A 16315-nucleotide genomic window follows, 5' to 3' on the forward strand; every position below is an offset into this window, starting at 1 on the left:
ACCCCGAAAGGACGTTCCCGCCATGACGACGGGCAGTTCCAGCACGAGCAGCGCCACCGCGGACGACGGCGGTATCAGCACGTTCAGGGGGCAGGAGCGCGCCCTGCGCGCCGACCGCCTCGGCACCGGGGGCCTGCTGCTCTCCGTGCTCGCCGCGACCGCGCCCCTCATGGTGGTCGCGGGTGTCATGCCCACCACATTCGCGGTGATGGGCATCGAAGGGCAGCCCCTGCTCTTCGTCCTCCTCGGCATCGTCCTGGTCCTCTTCAGCGTCGGCTACGCCGAGATGAGCCGGCACGTCCACAACGCGGGCGCCTTCTACGCCTACATCTCCCGCGGCCTCGGCGGCACCGCGGGCGCCGGCGCGGCCATGGTGGCGCTCGTCGCGTACAACGCCCTCCAGGTCGGCATCTACGGCATCTTCGGCTTCGAGGTCTCCGGCCTGTTCTCCACCTACGCCCACCTCCAGGTCGCCTGGTGGATACCGGCCCTGGCCGCCGTGCTCGTCGTCGGCATGCTCGGCTGGCTGAAGATCGACGTCAACGCGCGCGTGCTCGGCGTCCTGCTGGTCATCGAGGTCGCGCTCGTCGTCGTCTTCGACATCGCGGCCGTCGCCGACCCGGCCAAGGAGGGCCTGTCCCTGCACGCCTTCAACCCGGACACCCTCAGCGGCGCCGGCGTCGGCACCGCCCTGTGCTTCTGCATCGCCGCCTTCCTCGGCTTCGAACAGGCCCCGGTGTACGCCGAGGAGACCAGCCGCCCGCACATCCTTGTGCCGCGCGTGATGTTCCTGGCCGTGAGCGGCGTCGCCGTCTTCTTCGCGCTCAGCTGCTGGGCGCTCACCGTCGCCACGGGGCCCTCGCAGATCATCGGCGTCTCCCAGAAGCAGAGCGCCGGCCTGCTCTTCTACCTCACCGAGTCCCGCCTCGGCGGCACCTTCACCGACGTGCTCCACGTCCTGTTCGTCACCGGCATGTTCGCGGCGATGCTCAGCTTCCACAACGTCGTCGCCCGGTACGCCTTCGCCATGGGCCGCGAGGGACTGCTGCCGTCGGCCTTCGGCCGTACGACGAGCACGAGCGGCGCCCCCGGCACCGGCTCGCTGCTCCAGACCGCGGTGTCCGCCGTGATCGTGATCGTCTTCGCGGTCGTCGACGACAAGCCCACCGGCGACCCGACCGAACCGGTCCTGCACCTGTTCACCTGGTTCGGCAACATCGGCGCCCTCGGCGTGATCCTGCTGATGGCCGCCGCCTCCCTCTCGGTGATCGTCTTCTTCGCCCGCCGCGGCGCCGCCGGCGCCCAGGCCTGGCGGCTGGTCACCTCCGCGCTGGCCGGTGTCGCGCTCGTCGTCATCGCCGTCTACACGGTCAAGGACTTCGACGTCCTGGTCGGCGCGGGCCCCGGCTCGTCCCTGAGCTGGATCCTGCCCGGCATCATCGGCCTCGCCGTCCTCGTCGGCCTGGCCCAGGGCCTGCTCCTGCGCTCCCGCAACCCCGAGGCGCACGCCGGCATCGGGCTCGGCAACGAGGCGTTCCAGCTGGAGAAGGCGGCCGGGGAGACGCCGTAGCGAGCCCGCGCTTGTTTGTCGGTGGCGCTCGCTCTCTGAGAAGCACGTAAGAAGTGGTTACGGAAGTCTGACGGGCACCCGCGATCTCTGGTCGCGCCGGGGTCGCGGGTGTTCGAATGACTGCGTGAACCCTGAACAACCCGAGCCCGAGGTTCCGGAGAAGGCGGAGGGCCGGCCACTCGGCCGCCGTGTCCTTCTCGGCACCCTCGGCCTGGGCGCCCTCGGCGTCGTCACCGCGCCCGTGCTGCAGAGAGGCATGGACGGTGTCCTCGGTGCCCTGTCCGGCAAGGACCCCACCGGGCTGACCGGACTGCTCCCGAACGGCGGCGGCTTCCGCTACTACTCGGTCACCGCGTCCGTGCCGCACAAGAGCGCCGAGAACTACCGGCTGACCGTCGACGGCCTGGTCGACAGGCCGACGTCCTACACCCTGGCCGACCTGCGCGCCCTGCCGCAGACCCGGCTGGTCAAGGACGTCCAGTGCGTCACCGGCTGGCGGGTCCCCGGGACCCCCTTCGAGGGGGTGCGCCTGTCCCGGCTCCTGGACGCCGCGGGAGTGCGTGCCAAGGCCGGGGCGGTGCGCTTCACCTGCTTCGACGGCGCCTACACGGAGAGCCTCACCATCGAGCAGGCCCGGCGCTCGGACATCCTGGTCGCACTGCGCATGCAGGACAAGCCCGTGAGCCACGACCACGGCGGCCCGGTACGCCTCTACGTCGCCCCCATGTACTTCTACAAGTCCGCCAAGTGGCTCTCCGGCATCACCGTCACCGAGCATGTGAAGCCCGGCTACTGGGAGGACCGGGGCTACGACGTCGACGCCTGGGTCGGCAAGTCGAACGGACGCGGCGATGACCCTACGAGCTGAAGCCCACGCCCCGCAGACGGAGCCGTCGGCCCGCGTCCGCCGCTTCGGCCGCACCGAGCGCTGGGTGCACCGGACCACGGCCGCGCTGATGGGCGTCTGCGTGGCGACGGCGGCGGTCCTGTACATCCCGGAGTTCGCGGTACTGGTCGGCCGCCGCGCCCTGGTCGTCCGCATCCACGAGTGCGCGGGACTCGCCCTCCCCGTGCCCGTCCTGATCGGCCTCGTCTCCCGCGGCTTCCGCGTCAACCTCGGCTTCCTCAACCGCTTCGGCCCGCACGACCGGGTCTGGCTGCGCGGTGCCGTGATGCGCGACAAACGCCGATCGGCCCGCCCGGCAGGCAAGTTCAACGCCGGCCAGAAGATCTACGCCAACTGGATCGCCGGTGCCACGCTGGTGATGCTCGGCACGGGCCTGATCATGTGGTTCACCCACCTCACCCCGATCCAGTGGCGCACCAGCGCGACCTTCGTCCACGACTGGCTGGCCCTCACGATCGGCATCGTCCTCGGCGGCCACATCGGCATGGCGCTGGGGGACCCGGAGGCGAGGGCGGGGCTGCGCACGGGTTCGGTGAGCCGGGACTGGGCGAAGCGCGAACACCCGCTGTGGAAGCCGTAGTTGTTGCAAGCTTTCGTCGAAGTGCCGGTCGCCGTGCTCAGCCCCCGAAGTCCAGCAACACCTTGCACGACCGGCTCCGGTCAGCCGCCAGCGCGAACGCCGACGCCGCCTCCCGCACCGGCACCACCGCACTGACCAGAGCGTCGAACGACGGCTCCACGGCGAGGAGTTGGAGCGCGTCGTTGAACTCCGTGTCGAAACGGAACGCGCCCCGCAGCTCGATCTCCCGGCTGACGACCAGGTTCCCCGCGAAGGGACTCTGCCCCGGCGGCAACATCCCGAGTTGCACGACGACCCCGCCCCGCCGCACAAGCCGCAGACAGGTGTCGAGCCCGGCTGCCACCCCGGACGCCTCGATGGCCACGTCGACCTCGGACGGCCACCCGGAGTCGTCCAGGTCATCGGCCCGTACGACGGTGTCGGCGCCGGCCGCGGTGGCGTAGCGCAGGGCCGCCGGGAGCAGGTCCGTGACCGTCACGCGTGCCGCGCCGGCCGCCTTCGCCGCCGCGACGACCAGGCAGCCGATGGGACCCGCGCCGGTGACCAGCACATGGCGTCCGGTCACGTCCCCGGCTCGCCGCACGGCGTGCAGGGCGACGGAGAGCGGTTCGGCGAGGGCCGCCCGGCGCAGCTCCAGGCCCGCCGGGACCGGCCTCAACTGCTCGGCGGGGACGACGACTTGGGCCGCGAATCCGCCCTGTACGTGCGGGAAGCGGGCCGCGCTGCCCAGATAGGCGGTGTCCCGGCACACGTTGCGCCGACCGTCCACGCACTCGGGGCACACCCCGCACGGAGTCGCCGGGTGCACCGCAACCGCCGTACCGGCGACGGGACCTGTGGCCCCGGGGCCGTAGGACACGACCGTGCCGACGACCTCGTGGCCCAGCAGCATCGGTTCCTTGAGGCGGAAGTCGCCCACCCCGCCGTGGCGCCAGTAGTGGAGGTCGGAGCCGCAGACGCCGCCGTAGCGGACGGCGACGAGGGCCTGGCCGGGGCCGGGCTCCGGGACCGTCAACTCCTCGACCCGGAGGTCGTCCTGACCGTGAATCACACAACCCAGCATGTCCGGACTCCCTTTTTCTACAGCACGCTCGTCATGCCGCCGTCGACATACAGCACCTGTCCGCTCACGAAGTCCGCGGCGGGCGAGGCCAGGAACAGCACTCCGCCGACCAGGTCGTCCGTGGTGCCCCAGCGGCCGGCCGGGGTCCGCTTGCGCACCCAGGCGCTGAACTCCTCGTCCGCGACGAGGGGTTGGGTCAGTTCCGTCTCGATGTAGCCCGGCCCCAGACCGTTGACCTGCACTCCGGACGGACCCCAGTCCGCGCACATGCCCTTGGTGAGCATCTTCAGGGCGCCCTTGGTGGCCGCGTACGGCGCGATGCCGGGGCGGACCACCTCGCTCTGCAACGAGCAGATGTTGATGATCTTCCCGTGGCCGCGTTCCGTCATCCGGCGGGCCGTCTCACGGCCGACCAGGAACGCGCTGGTGAGGTTGGTGTCGATGATGCGGTGCCAGTCGGAGTCGGTGAACTCCAGGAGCGGGGCGCGCAGTTGCATGCCCGCGTTGTTGACCAGGATGTCCAGCGGTCCGATCCGGTCCTCAACATCCGCGATACCGGCGGCCACTGACGGACCGTCGGTCACGTCGAAGGCGGCGGTGTGGACATCGCCGGACAGCTCGGCGGCGGCCTTGGTGAGCCGTTCGCCGTCCCGTCCGTTCAGGACGACCGTGCAGCCCGCCTCCAACAGGCCCCGGGCGAGGGCGAGTCCGATGCCCCGGCTGGAACCGGTGACCAGGGCCGTACGGCCACTGATGTCGAACAGAGGATGACTCATTCCCGTACCCCTAGATGATCAGCGAGAGGAGGAGGACCAGCCCGCCGGCGACCACCGAGATGATCGTCTCCATGACGGACCAGGTCTTGAGGGTCTGGCCGACGCTCAGGCCGAAGTACTCCTTCACCAGCCAGAACCCGGCGTCGTTGACATGGCTGAAGAAGACCGAGCCCGCGCCGATCGCCAGCACCAGCAGGGCGGTGTGGGTGCTCGACATGTCGGCGGCCAGCGGGGCGACCAGACCGGCCGCCGAGATCGTGGCCACCGTCGCCGAACCGGTCGCGAGACGGATCGCCACCGCGATCAGCCAGGCCAGCAGCAGCGCCGGGATCGACCAGTCCTTGGAGATGTCCAGGATCATCTGGCCGACACCGGAGTCGATCAGCGTCTGCTTGAAGCCGCCGCCCGCGCCGACGATGAGCAGGATGCCCGCGATCGGCATCAGCCCCTTCTCGACGGTCGAGGACAGCCGCTCCTTGGTGAAGCCGGCCGGGCGGCCGAGCGTGAACATGCCCACGATGACGGCCGCGAGCAGTGCGATCAGCGGCGACCCGATGACGTCGAAGACGCGCTGGACGGTGTGCGTGGGGTCGTCCACGACGATGTCCACCAGCGCCTTGGAGAGCATGAGCACAACCGGCAGCAGGATCGTGGCGAGGGTCGCGCCGAAGCCGGGGCGGTTCTCCAGGTCCTCGGAGGGGCGCTGCGGGATCATGCGGTCCGGCGCCTGGACGTCCACCCAGCGGGCGGCGACCTTCGAGAACAGCGGGCCCGCGATGATGACGGTCGGGATGGCGACCAGCACGCCCAGCGCCAGTGTCAGACCGAGGTTGGCCTTGACCGCGTCCACGGCGACCAGCGGCCCGGGGTGCGGCGGAATGAGGCCGTGCATGACCGACAGGCCCGCCAGCGCCGGGATGCCGATCCGCATGAGCGAGTAGTTGCCGCGCTTGGCGACCATCAGCACGACCGGGATCAGCAGCACGATGCCGACCTCGAAGAACAGCGGCAGCCCGATCACGGAGGCGATCAGCACCATCGCCCACGGCATCGACCGGGGACTCGCCTTCGCGAGGATCGTGTCGACGATCTGGTCCGCGCCGCCCGAGTCGGCGAGCAGCTTGCCGAGGATCGCGCCCAGCGCGATCAGTACGCCCACACCGGCGACGGTCGAACCGAGCCCGCCGGTGAAGCTGGTGATGACCTTGTCCAGCGGCGCCCCGGCGAACGCGCCGAGCGCGAGCGAGCCGATGGTCAGCGCCAGGAAGGCGTGCATCTTGAACTTGGTGATGAGCAGGACGATGACGGCGATGCCCGCCAGTACGGCGATGCCCAGCTGAGCGTGGCCGGCCGAGGTGATGGGCTCGACGGGGTCCGCTGCCAGCATCTCGACGCTGAGTCTGGTCACGGTGGATTCCTTGCGGATACGGGGAGTTGGGGTGACAAGCGGTACTAGGAGGTACTAGGAGGTCGGCTCGGGAACCTGCGCGAGCGCGGCCGTGGCCCGCTCGGCGATCTGCTCCGGACTGCCGCTGACGTCCACGGCGACTCCGGCCTCGTCGGCCTCCAGTGGCTGGAGCGTGGCGAACTGCGAGTCGAGCAGCGCGGTCGGCATGAAGTGCCCGTGCCGATGCGCCATCCGGTCCTCGATGAGCGTGCGGTCACCGGTGAGGTGGACGAAGACGACCCCGGGAGCCGCGGCCCGCAACCGGTCGCGGTACGACCGCTTCAGCGCCGAGCAGCTGACGACCCCGCCGAGCCCCGCACGCCCGTGCGCCCAGGAACCGATGGCGTCCAGCCAGGGCCACCGGTCCTCGTCCGTCAGCGGGTGCCCGGCCGACATCTTGGCGATGTTGGCCTGCGGGTGGAAGTCGTCGCCCTCGGCGTACGGAACGCTGAGCCGGGCCGCGAGCAGGGGACCGATGGTGGTCTTCCCGGTGCCCGCTACGCCCATGACCACGACGACATGGGGGGTACGCATCGCTGCCTCACTGTCTCGGTCGACACCTGATGTCGAACCCACTGAAACCGATTAGGTACGACGAATTCAAGAGTCTGTGACATATAAGTCTGACTTTTTGGTTCCGTGACGCGCCCCGTACGCTGAGTGCATGACCACTCCGGGCCGCGGCCTGCACGGCCGCGTACTCGACTCCCTCGGCCCCGCCATCACCGCGGGCGAGTACCCACCGGGCAGCGTCCTGCGCACGGACGAGCTCGCCAAGGACTTCGAGGTCTCCCGCTCCGTGATGCGCGAGGCGGTCCGCGTCCTCGAATCCATGCACCTGGTCGAGTCCCGCCGCCGCGTGGGCGTCACCGTACGGCCGAAGTCCGAGTGGAATGTCTACGACCCCCAGGTCATCCGCTGGCGTCTGGCCGGCGCCGACCGCCCGCAGCAACTGCGCTCACTCACGGTGCTGCGCTCCGCGGTCGAACCGATCGCCGCGGGCCTCGCCGCCAAGTTCGCCACGGCGGAGCAGTGCGCGGAACTCACCGAGTGCGCGATCGGCATGGTCGCCAACTCACGCGGCCACAAACTGGAGGCCTACCTCGTCCACGACGTGGCCTTCCACCGGGTGATCCTCGCCGCCTCGGGCAACGAGATGTTCGCCCGTCTCGGCGACGTCGTCACCGAGGTTCTGGCCGGCCGCACCCACCACGAGGTCATGTTCGAGGACCCCGACCCGGCCGCCGTCACCCTGCACGTCCAGGTGGCGGAGGCGGTCCGCGAGGGCGACGCGGTCCGCGCGGAGACGCTGACCCGGGAGATCACGGTGGGCGCCCTCCAGGAACTGGACATCCTGGCGCCGTAGCACCTCAGTCCTCGATGAACTCCCCGTCGAGGTACACCCACGCCCCGTCGACCCGCTCGAACCGGCTCCGCTCATGGACCGCGCCGCCCCGGTACGAGGCCCGGAACGTCACGGTCCCCGCGGAGTGGAACGCCGACCCGCCACTCGTCTCCAGGACCTCCAGCCCGGTCCACCGCATCCCCGGGTCGAGGTCGAGGGGCTCGGCGGGCCGCGTCCGCGGATGCCACGTGCGCAGGAGGTAGGGCGCGTCCAACCGCACGAAGGCGCTGTAGCGGGAGCGCATCAGTGCCTCGGCGGTGGGAGCGGGGGTGGTGCCGGAGTGGTAGCGGCCGCAGCAGTTGTCGTAGGGGTCGGGGAGGCCGCAGGGGCAGGTGGTGGATCGGGACATGGGGAACATTGTGCCGGGGCTGAGTGCGTGAGTTCCTCGGGGGCGACGACGAGCGGCAACCGGACGTGGGCGTCCACAGGCGAACGGGTGCCCCACGGGATCCACTTCTTTCCGCGCGTGAACGTCGCACAGGCCAGGAGGTGCCGCTCGCTGCTCCCCTGGGGACCGTTGCCCTCGTGCGCGGGTGCGGCCTCGACGAACTGCACAAGAAGGGCACCGGTGACCCGGATGCCGATCTGCTTGACGAAGCTCGGCGGGAGGACCCACTTGACTCCCTGGCACAGGGCCCCATCAGGACTCCCGTGGACTCTCTTGACGTACCACCCGTTCTTCCGTGCCTGAGGCGCGCTTCGCGCATTCAGATGGGCGGTGGCGGCCGCCGCGGCGTTGAGTTCGGGAAAGCCGGTCAAGTCGGCCGTGACTTTGCCGGCGACCTCCAGCACGGGTGCCGCCGTCCGCAGGTCCTTGGCCAGTGCGGCTCGCCACCTCCGCTCCTTCTGTACCGGCGGCAGGTGGTACACGACGGCCTGGAGATCCTTCACCTGCCAACTGCCTGTGGCAGGGAACAGCAGTGAGACCTCCATGCGCGGCGCATCCCCCTTGTACCCGAGCGTCCAGACGTACAGATACGCCGTGAAGGGGTGCGCCGCGTCCGGTCCCGTGGCGAAGAGCCGTTCCAGCGGGATGCACAGAGGTTCGGTCTCCCCGTAGACCTCCAGCCAGTGCTCATCCTTGTCGGCGGACCAGCGGGCCCACTTGGATGTCACGCGGCCCGTCACTCCGGTTCCCCGGGCGCCAGTCGGTTGACCATCGCCGCCCGGGACGACACCTCCAACTTGGTGAAGATGCGGCGCAGGTGGGAGGCGACCGTCCAGGTGCTGATCTCCAGGACCGAGGCGATGGTCTTGTTGGGATGACCGCAGGCGACCATGCGGGCGATCTCCCGCTCCCGGGGGCTCAACAGGGTCATCGGGCCGGCCCGGTCGCTGCGGATGACCAGACAGCGAATGTCGTCGACCGCGAGGTCGAGCAGTACCCGTTCTCCGGACTCGGCCAGAATGCCGATCAACTTCAGGGCCAGCGCCTCGACTTCGGAATCGATGCCTTCCCTGGCCAACAGTCCGGTTGCTGCCCCGTCGGTCATCGCCGGCCCCCTTGCCTCAGCGGACCGGCGGCTCGCCGGTTCCACACTCACGGCATGGAGCGCACTCTAACAGCGGGGCCGACCACTCCGGGCCCGGTTCGCGCGTAGCACGTCCGAGCGACACACATCCGAACGCGACCGGACCGATCGACCGCTGGATGTGCGACTGGTACCTCAACGTCAGCCCGCGCAGGGTGAGTTGTCCGAGCGCGCGTTGAGGGAGGCGGCCATGCAGATGCGCCAGGCCGAGCTGGAGTACGAGGACGAAGCTGCCCTGGAAGGCGAGTTCGAGGGCGTCGGCGAGGAAGAGGGCGAGTACCTCTACGAGGATGAAGGCGAAGGTGAGGGCGAGGGCGAGGAGTTCCTCGGCCGCATCATGGGTGCGGTGGGTGGCCTCCTCGGCCAGGGCGAAGGCGAGTTCGAGGAGGAGGACGAGTACGAGGGCGAGTTCGAGGGCGAGTTCGAAGACGAGGCCTTCTTCCGCCGTATCGGCGCCTTCGTCCGGCGGGCCGCCCCCATCCTGCGCAGGGTCGCCCGCACCGCCGCGCCCATCGTCGGCAGGATCGTCGGCGGCCCCCTCGGCGGTATGGCCGGGGACCTCGCCGCCCGCGCGCTGAGCGAGGGCGAGTTCGAGGAGGAGTACCTCTACGAGGAAGAGGGCGAGGACGAGTTCGAGGCGGAGGCGGAGGAGGAAACGGCCCGCCCCCTCAACCAGCAGGAGGCCATGGCCGAGATGATGGCGGCGGTCGCGGCGCAGGCCCGCTCCGAGGCCGAGGCCGAGGGCATGATCGGTGCGGCGACGGTCACCGCGCTGTCCGCCCAGGACCGGGCCGCCCTGCGCCGGCTGCTCCCGCAACTGGTCCGCGCGACCTGCGTACTGACCAGGATCCTGCGCCGTCGGCGGATCACCCGCCCCGCCGTACGGGCCGTGCCGTTGATCGTCCGGCGTACCGCCCGCGTGCTCAGCAGCCGCGCCGCCGCGGGCCGGCCCGCTGACCGGCGCACCGCTGCCCGTGTGATGGCGAGCCAGACCCGCCGCGTCCTGGGCAGCCCGCAGCAGACCACCCGCGCCCTGCAGCGCAACGTCCGCGCCACCACCGCGGTCCGCCGCGCCGCCGGCCCCGCCATGCGCGCCGGCGCGCCCCGACGCCCCGCCCCGGGGACGCGACCGCGGCGCCCCGGATACGCCGGCCTGCGCTGACTTCGGCGCCCGCAGCAGAAAGGAACAGCGGCCATGAGCGTGAGCACGAACGGCGCGAGCCCCAGGACGTCCGGCGCATCCCCGCTTCCCGAGCTGGAAGGCGAGTGGGAGTCCCTGCACGAGGAGGAGGGCGAGGGGGAGGAGTTCCTCGGCTCGCTCGCGGGTCTGGCGCGCCGGGCGGCCCAGTCGGCCCTCGGTGGCGTCACCGGCGGCGGCCAGGACCAGGAGTGGGAGTGGGAGACGGAGTTCGAGACCGAACTGGAGGGCGAGTTCGAGGACGAGTCCCTCTACGAGGAGGAAGGCGAGGGCGAGTTCGAGTTCGAGGGCGAGTACGAGGACGAACTTGAGGGGATGGCCAACCCGCTCCGGAGGCTCGCTCCGGACGCCATGATGGAGCACCTGGGCCACGCCGCCGCCGAGACCGAGAGCGAGGCGGAGGCCGAGGCGTTCGTCGGAGCCCTCGCCCCCATAGCCATCGGCCTGGCCCGGCGCGCCGCACCCGCGCTCATCCGGACCGCACCGCAACTGGTGCGCGGGCTCGCCAACGTGACCCGTACGCTGCGCCGCAACCCCGCCACCCGCCCGCTGGTCCGCACCCTGCCCACGATCGCCGCCCGCACCGCTCGCAGCCTTGCCCGGCAGGTCGCCGCCGGCCGTCCCGTCACCGCGAGGTCGACCGTGCGGACCCTGGCGGGCCAGACCGCCGCCGTACTGTCCGATCCCCGGCGCCGCGCCGCGGTCGTACGACGATCCCGCGCGCTCGACCGCCGCTACCACCGAGCCATGCGCCCCGGCGCTCCGGCGGGCGCGGCCGTCGCCCCCGCCTCGACGCGGGCCGTACGGACCGTGGCGGCGGGAGCGCCGTCCGCACCGGCACGGGCGTACCGGCGGCCGTACGGGCCCCGCTCCGTCGCGGTTCCCCGCGGTGTGCCGGGCCGCCCGGCCGGTCTGCCGCCGATGTCCGTCGCCTGGGTGCCGGTGCCCGCCTACCGTCCGGCAGGCCGGCGCGCCGCCGACGGCCCGTACGGCTACTGACCGGCGGCCCGCCATGACCGTACCCACGGCCCGCGCCGAGCCGACCGTCACACCGGACCCGGGCACCGCGACCGCCCGGGCCGGCCGGCCGGTGCCCCGACCGCGCACCACCGCCCCGGTCCGCGGGCCCTGGATACGGGCCCAAGGGCTCAACGTCACCCGGCACGCCGCCGCCCTGCGGCCCTTCCGCGCCGACGAGTTCGGCACCGGGGCCGCCGCACCGTCCGCCGGCCATCTGCAAGCGGTCAACGCCCTGATGCGGCAACTGCGCGGCGAACTGCTCCGGCTCAGCGGCCGGGTCGACGAGGAGGCACGGCGGGCCGTACGGCAGCCCGACACCCGGCGGTTGCAGGCTCTGGTCAGTTCCAAGGAACGCGCCCACACCTGGGTGCGCGAGGTCGAGCGCATCTGGGACTTCTACTTCGAACTCTTCGGGCAGCGGCAGTCCGTGTTCGCCGACGCCCTGCTGTCCTGCGACCGGATCGCCCTCTCCTGCTACCAGGCCGCGTACCTGGGCATCGGCGAGGCCAAGCCACTGCCTGCCCCGCCCCCGTTCTCGTTCATGCGCACCGGGTTCTCCCCGGCGACCTTCCGGCGCGGCATCCCGCTGCGCCGGCTGGGCCGCCGGCTCAACCCGTTCCCGCTGGTCCAACTCCCGTACCACCGCCTGGTCAACCCCTGGACCCTGGGCGCCGTCCTGCACGAGGTGTCCCACAACCTGCAGAGCGACCTCGGCCTCAACGAGGCGGTGCCGCGCGCCGTCGCCCGCCGTCTCCTCGACGAGGGCTGCCCACCCGCTGTCGTACGGACCTGGGTCCGCTGGAACCGCGAGGTGTACGCCGATCTGTCCGCCCTGCTGCTCGGCGGCCCGGCGGTGGTCGGCTCCCTGCTCGACGTGGTCGGCCGCTCGCCGGAGGCCGTTCTCACGTACAACCCGCGCGGGCCGCACCCCACCCCCTGGTTCCGTGCCTGGATCTCCGTCGAGCTGCTGCGCCGGATGGGTTTCCCCGAACAGGCCGACCGCTACGGCCGGTTGTGGCGTTCCATCTATCCCGACCCGAGGGCCGGGAACCTGCCGCGCGAGCTCCTCTCGACGTTCGCCACCGCATACCCGGCGGTCGTCGACGCCCTCTGCTTCCGGCCCTTCGCGGAACTCGGCCGGCGCAGCCTCGCCCAGGTGATCCCCTTCGGCGCCAAGGAACACGCCATGCAGACGGAAGCCGCCGAGCGCCTCGCGGCCGGCACCGACCCCGGCATCATCCCGGCCCGCTTCCTGATCGGGGCCACCCGCTCCGCCCTGGACCGCCGGCTGGCCCGCCCGGGCGTGATCACCCGCAACTTCTACACCGAGTTGGCGAGGCGATGACGGTGACGGTGCAGTCCGCGTACGCCGAACTGGCGGCGGCGGTACGGCGGCTCCGCGACATCACCCACGAGCTGGAACTGATCGCGGTCTCCGACCACCCGCGGGGCGGCGACGTCGCGCTGGTCGACCAGGTGGCGAACGCCGCGCTGGAAGTGTCGGGCGCGGCGGAGGAAACCGCCACCGCCTTCCACGACCCCACCACCGGCGGCGCGTCGACGGTGGCCCTCTGCCAGAAGCACGTCCTGACCCTGGGCCAGATCCTCGTCGGCCGCCTGGCCGCGCCGGAACGCCTCGCCGAACTGGACGCACTCGGCGCCGAACACGGCCGCGAGGCCGGTGCCTGGGCGAGTGAGGTCGTCCGGTCCGTCCACTCATGTCAGCAGTCGCTCTGGAGCGATGTGCTACCGGCACTCTTCGCCCACGGGCAGGAGACCGCCGCGCTGAAGAGCCCATGCTCCACGTCCGGCGTCCGCCGCTGACCTGGAGAGGAAGGAGAGCACGATGCCGAAGCTCACGATCCGGGTCTTCCTCTGCCCCCGACGCGTGGTGAAGGATCCCGAAAGGTGGCAGACGGACTGGCCGACGCCGTCCGGTGTCGTACTCGAACTGAGCAAGCAGAACGGGACCGGCAAGGGCGACTACGATCCGCCGCTCACACTGGATCCGTCCGACGACGAGGGACTCGTCCGGCACGACAAGGTCCCGGCGGGCACCTACCGGGTCCGCGTCGTGGACGGCCCGCCGGAATTCGACATCCCGCGGCTCGCCCACGGCGGGCACTGGAGGGAACTCCACATGTCCGGCCATGAACTCCCGGACGCGGAGATAGTGTTGCTGTCCGGCGGCGGCAAGCGGCTGTTCCTGCTCAACACGCAGTACGAGAGCGGCCAACCGCTCCCCGGCGTCAAGGTCGAAGTGGCGGACACCGACTTCACCAGCAGGCCCGACGGCGATGTCTACGCCGCCTGCAAGGACGAACTGGTCATGGTCGGCCCGCAGAGCTGCCCCAGGACCAGGGCCACCCCGAAGAACGGCCGCTTCGTGACCGACAGGGGCCGGCACCCACTGCCCGAGGACATGGTGAAGGTGATCTACCGCGCCGCCACCGCCCGGATCGAGATCGCGCCCGAGCTGCACCGCCAGCCGGTTTCCGGTGCGGTCTTCGAAGTGACCCGGGCGGACGGCCGCGACCTCCCCGCGCAGCGCCGGACCACTGACGGCCGGACGCCCGCCTGCTTCGACGACGTCCCGGCGGGACTGGTCGACGTCGCCGTCGTGGACACCTCCCAGGCGACGTACGGGAAGGCACGATTGCGGGTCGCCGCGGTCCCCGGGAAGAACCGCATCAGCTCGCAACTGAATCCCGGTGACAGCCTGGACCTGTCCGCGTTCTTCGACTTCAAGCCCGTGTCCACCGATTCCGGAGACCTCTACGGCCTGGTCGTGGACGACAGCGACACCCCGTTGGAGAACGTGGACGTCGTGGCCCGCCAGAACGACCGCGAGGCGTACGACACCACCGACGCCGGCGGCAACTACAAGATGCGGGGACTGCCGACCGGTGACTGGAAGGTCTCTCCGAAGGTGACGCCCGTGTACGTCGGCGGACGACGGCTGATCCTTGATCCCCCCGGCGACCACATGGTGACCGTGACGGACCAGGGCTCCGCCCAGGTGGCCGACATCGTGCTGAGCGAGGAGAAGCACGGCATCCGGGGATTCGTACGCGACGAGGAGGAACAGCCGGTCGCGTTCGTGACGGTGGAGATCCACGACATCGACGGAAGCGTGCTCCTGGGCCGCACACAGACGAACAAGGACGGCTTCTACGAGTGGTTCTCGCCCACGGCCGGGAGCTTCCTGGTCAGTGTGCTGACCCAGGACGGCAAGGCCGTGGAACGATTCCCGGTGGTGGTGCACTCCGTCACTGTCAGCAACATCCGGTTCCCGCGGGGGCCCGCACCGGGCGCGCCCGCGGGAGGGAACCCGCCGTCCGTCACCAACCAGGCATTCACGGACTTCTCCGCCTTCCCCGTACTGACCGAGGAGGTCGGTGGCAGTACGGGCCGCGCACCGGCACCCGGTGGTGACCGGTCGGCCTCGTACGGACAGACGGTCGAGGGTGCCCTGCGTGACGTCCTCGGCTGGCGGCCCGGCTCCAACACCTCAGGATTCCAGGCGGCGTTGACCGGAGCCTTCGAGCTGAGTGAGGTGCAGGGCCACACCGAGTTCACCTGGCGTCCGCGCGGCTACGCCGTCCAGGCCGACCTGGGTGCGCTGACCGGTGCGCAGGCCAGCATCTACCAGCGCGCGAAGAACGCGCTGGAACAGATCACCCCGCTGCTCGACGCTCTGACGCCGCTCGACCCCGCCGCCGACCTCCAGGACACCGAGGCGATCCGCACCATCGTGCGGGCCGAACTCGGCGAGCTCGTGGATGAGTTGGCGGTCGAGGGCGGACCACGCGTCCAGCGTGTCGACGAACTGTTCGTCCTGCTGCTGGGCCCGAGCACCCCCGCCACCGGGCTCGACCCCGACACGGTAGGAGGCCAACTCGCCCAACTGCGCGACCGGTTCGGGCTGACCATCAGCAGGGTCGGCAGGCTCGACGAGGAACGGATCGTCACCAACTTCCGTATCGTCGTCGACCATGTGCAGTCACTCGCCGCCGGCTGGAACAGCGACCGCACGCTGTTCCTGGGCACCACCGGGCAGACCTCGCTCGGTACCGTCCTGATCCAACTGTCCCGCAGCCTCGACGTCGTCGCGCAGTCCGTCGAGGAGACCGCCTCGGCGCTCGACTCGGTCTTCGTGGACGCAGCCCAGCGTCAGACGATCCAGCTGCGCTTCGGCGGCCTGGCCTCACAGCAATCGGCCCTGTCCCCGCAGAAACCGGCTCTGCTGCCGATTCTGCTGTCCGACCTGCTCGACTGGATCGTCCGCGTCTCCACCGCCGAGGGGCCGCGGCTGGTGCAGGACGCCGGCAAGGACGGCGTGATCGCGCTGACCCCGGTTCTCGGGCAGCTGGCCGACCTCGTCCTGGCGACCGAGCAACTGGCCGTCAGCGACCCGACGTTGCCCGACGGCGTCCGCACCCCGCGCGTCCTGCGCGCCCTGCGGGAGCTCCGCACCCAGCTGGCCGACGCGGTCCGCCTGGCCCGGGCCGTGCAGCGGACCGAGGCTCCGGTGATCGTCTTCGTCGACAACGTGATTGACCGCCAACCCGGCCTGGACGCCACCCTCTTCGGCCGGGGCTTCCTGACCGGCGCGAAGGCCGTCATGTCGGCCATCGAGCGTCCCGAACTCGGCGAATTCCAGGCGACCCTCGTGATCCTGCTCGGGATCGGCCGTGCGGACACCACCTTCCCCACCCTGCCGACCACCCTCGCGGGCCTCACCTGGCAGGTGACCCTCATCAACCCCGACGGCACACGCAGCAACACGGTCGAGGCACTGCGGACCTGACGGAGGA

The 16315-nt window shown here is 71.0% G+C and carries 16 protein-coding genes; 9 read left to right on the top strand and 7 right to left on the bottom strand.

Going from position 1 to position 16315, the window contains the following annotated elements; genetic code table 11:
* Positions 1-22: 22 nt before the first annotated feature.
* The 3 genes from AB0I69_RS16260 (at position 23) to AB0I69_RS16270 (ending at position 3057) form a co-directional block, all read left to right on the top strand.
* A complete protein-coding gene (locus AB0I69_RS16260) occupies positions 23-1570 on the top strand; it encodes an APC family permease (RefSeq protein WP_363096293.1) in 1548 nt (515 codons plus the stop codon).
* Positions 1571-1694: 124 nt separating this feature from the next.
* Positions 1695-2438, top strand: coding sequence for a molybdopterin-dependent oxidoreductase (locus AB0I69_RS16265; RefSeq protein WP_363096294.1), 744 nt, complete (start codon positions 1695-1697; stop codon positions 2436-2438).
* Entirely contained in the window at positions 2422-3057 is a 636-nt protein-coding gene (locus AB0I69_RS16270) for a cytochrome b/b6 domain-containing protein (protein ID WP_363096295.1), read from the top strand. The genes AB0I69_RS16265 and AB0I69_RS16270 overlap by 17 nt, the downstream gene beginning before the upstream one ends.
* 37 nt (positions 3058-3094) lie before the next feature.
* On the opposite strand, the gene AB0I69_RS16275 is transcribed toward AB0I69_RS16270, so the two are convergent.
* From AB0I69_RS16275 to AB0I69_RS16290, 4 genes are read right to left on the bottom strand one after another with little or no spacing between them, the layout of a single operon-like run.
* Positions 3095-4120, bottom strand: coding sequence for an L-idonate 5-dehydrogenase (locus tag AB0I69_RS16275; RefSeq protein ID WP_363096296.1), 1026 nt, complete (start codon positions 4118-4120; stop codon positions 3095-3097).
* A 17-nt stretch (positions 4121-4137) separates the two neighbouring features.
* Positions 4138-4896: an SDR family oxidoreductase gene (locus AB0I69_RS16280; RefSeq protein WP_363096297.1), complete on the bottom strand. Its 759-nt coding sequence runs from the start codon at positions 4894-4896 to the stop codon at positions 4138-4140.
* A 10-nt stretch (positions 4897-4906) separates the two neighbouring features.
* Entirely contained in the window at positions 4907-6304 is a 1398-nt protein-coding gene (locus AB0I69_RS16285) for a gluconate:H+ symporter (protein WP_363096298.1), read from the bottom strand.
* Between the two features lie 54 nt (positions 6305-6358).
* Positions 6359-6877: a gluconokinase gene (locus AB0I69_RS16290; RefSeq protein WP_363096299.1), complete on the bottom strand. Its 519-nt coding sequence runs from the start codon at positions 6875-6877 to the stop codon at positions 6359-6361.
* Positions 6878-7007: 130 nt separating this feature from the next.
* Between AB0I69_RS16290 and AB0I69_RS16295 the strand changes: the two genes are divergently transcribed.
* Positions 7008-7709, top strand: coding sequence for a FadR/GntR family transcriptional regulator (locus AB0I69_RS16295; protein WP_363096300.1), 702 nt, complete (start codon positions 7008-7010; stop codon positions 7707-7709).
* A gap of 4 nt (positions 7710-7713) precedes the next feature.
* Here the strand turns inward: AB0I69_RS16295 and AB0I69_RS16300 are convergent, their stop codons facing one another.
* The 3 genes from AB0I69_RS16300 to AB0I69_RS16310 are packed head-to-tail and all read right to left on the bottom strand — an operon-like array spanning position 7714 to position 9241.
* Positions 7714-8097, bottom strand: coding sequence for a YchJ family metal-binding protein (locus tag AB0I69_RS16300; protein ID WP_363096301.1), 384 nt, complete (start codon positions 8095-8097; stop codon positions 7714-7716).
* Positions 7992-8864, bottom strand: coding sequence for a hypothetical protein (locus AB0I69_RS16305; RefSeq protein WP_363096302.1), 873 nt, complete (start codon positions 8862-8864; stop codon positions 7992-7994). Before AB0I69_RS16305 ends, AB0I69_RS16300 begins: the two co-directional genes overlap by 106 nt.
* Before the next feature lie 8 nt (positions 8865-8872).
* On the bottom strand, positions 8873-9241 hold the full coding sequence (locus AB0I69_RS16310) for a LuxR C-terminal-related transcriptional regulator (protein WP_363096303.1): 369 nt from the start codon (positions 9239-9241) through the stop codon (positions 8873-8875).
* Positions 9242-9470: 229 nt separating this feature from the next.
* Between AB0I69_RS16310 and AB0I69_RS16315 the strand changes: the two genes are divergently transcribed.
* The 5 genes from AB0I69_RS16315 to AB0I69_RS16335 are packed head-to-tail and all read left to right on the top strand — an operon-like array spanning position 9471 to position 16308.
* Positions 9471-10442, top strand: coding sequence for a hypothetical protein (locus AB0I69_RS16315; RefSeq protein ID WP_363096304.1), 972 nt, complete (start codon positions 9471-9473; stop codon positions 10440-10442).
* 33 nt (positions 10443-10475) lie between these two features.
* Positions 10476-11477 (top strand): hypothetical protein, encoded by a 1002-nt coding sequence (locus AB0I69_RS16320; protein WP_363096305.1) that lies wholly within the window; start codon positions 10476-10478, stop codon positions 11475-11477.
* 13 nt (positions 11478-11490) lie between these two features.
* On the top strand, positions 11491-12843 hold the full coding sequence (locus tag AB0I69_RS16325; protein WP_363096306.1) for a hypothetical protein: 1353 nt from the start codon (positions 11491-11493) through the stop codon (positions 12841-12843).
* Positions 12844-12845: 2 nt separating this feature from the next.
* Complete coding sequence (locus AB0I69_RS16330; RefSeq protein ID WP_363096307.1) at positions 12846-13322, top strand: hypothetical protein; 477 nt, start codon at positions 12846-12848, stop codon at positions 13320-13322.
* Between the two features lie 22 nt (positions 13323-13344).
* Positions 13345-16308: a carboxypeptidase-like regulatory domain-containing protein gene (locus tag AB0I69_RS16335; protein WP_363096308.1), complete on the top strand. Its 2964-nt coding sequence runs from the start codon at positions 13345-13347 to the stop codon at positions 16306-16308.
* The last annotated feature ends 7 nt before the right edge of the window (positions 16309-16315 follow it).

It is taken from the genome of Streptomyces sp. NPDC050508 (genome assembly GCF_040655155.1).
In the GTDB taxonomy this organism is placed as follows: Bacteria; Actinomycetota; Actinomycetes; order Streptomycetales; family Streptomycetaceae; genus Streptomyces.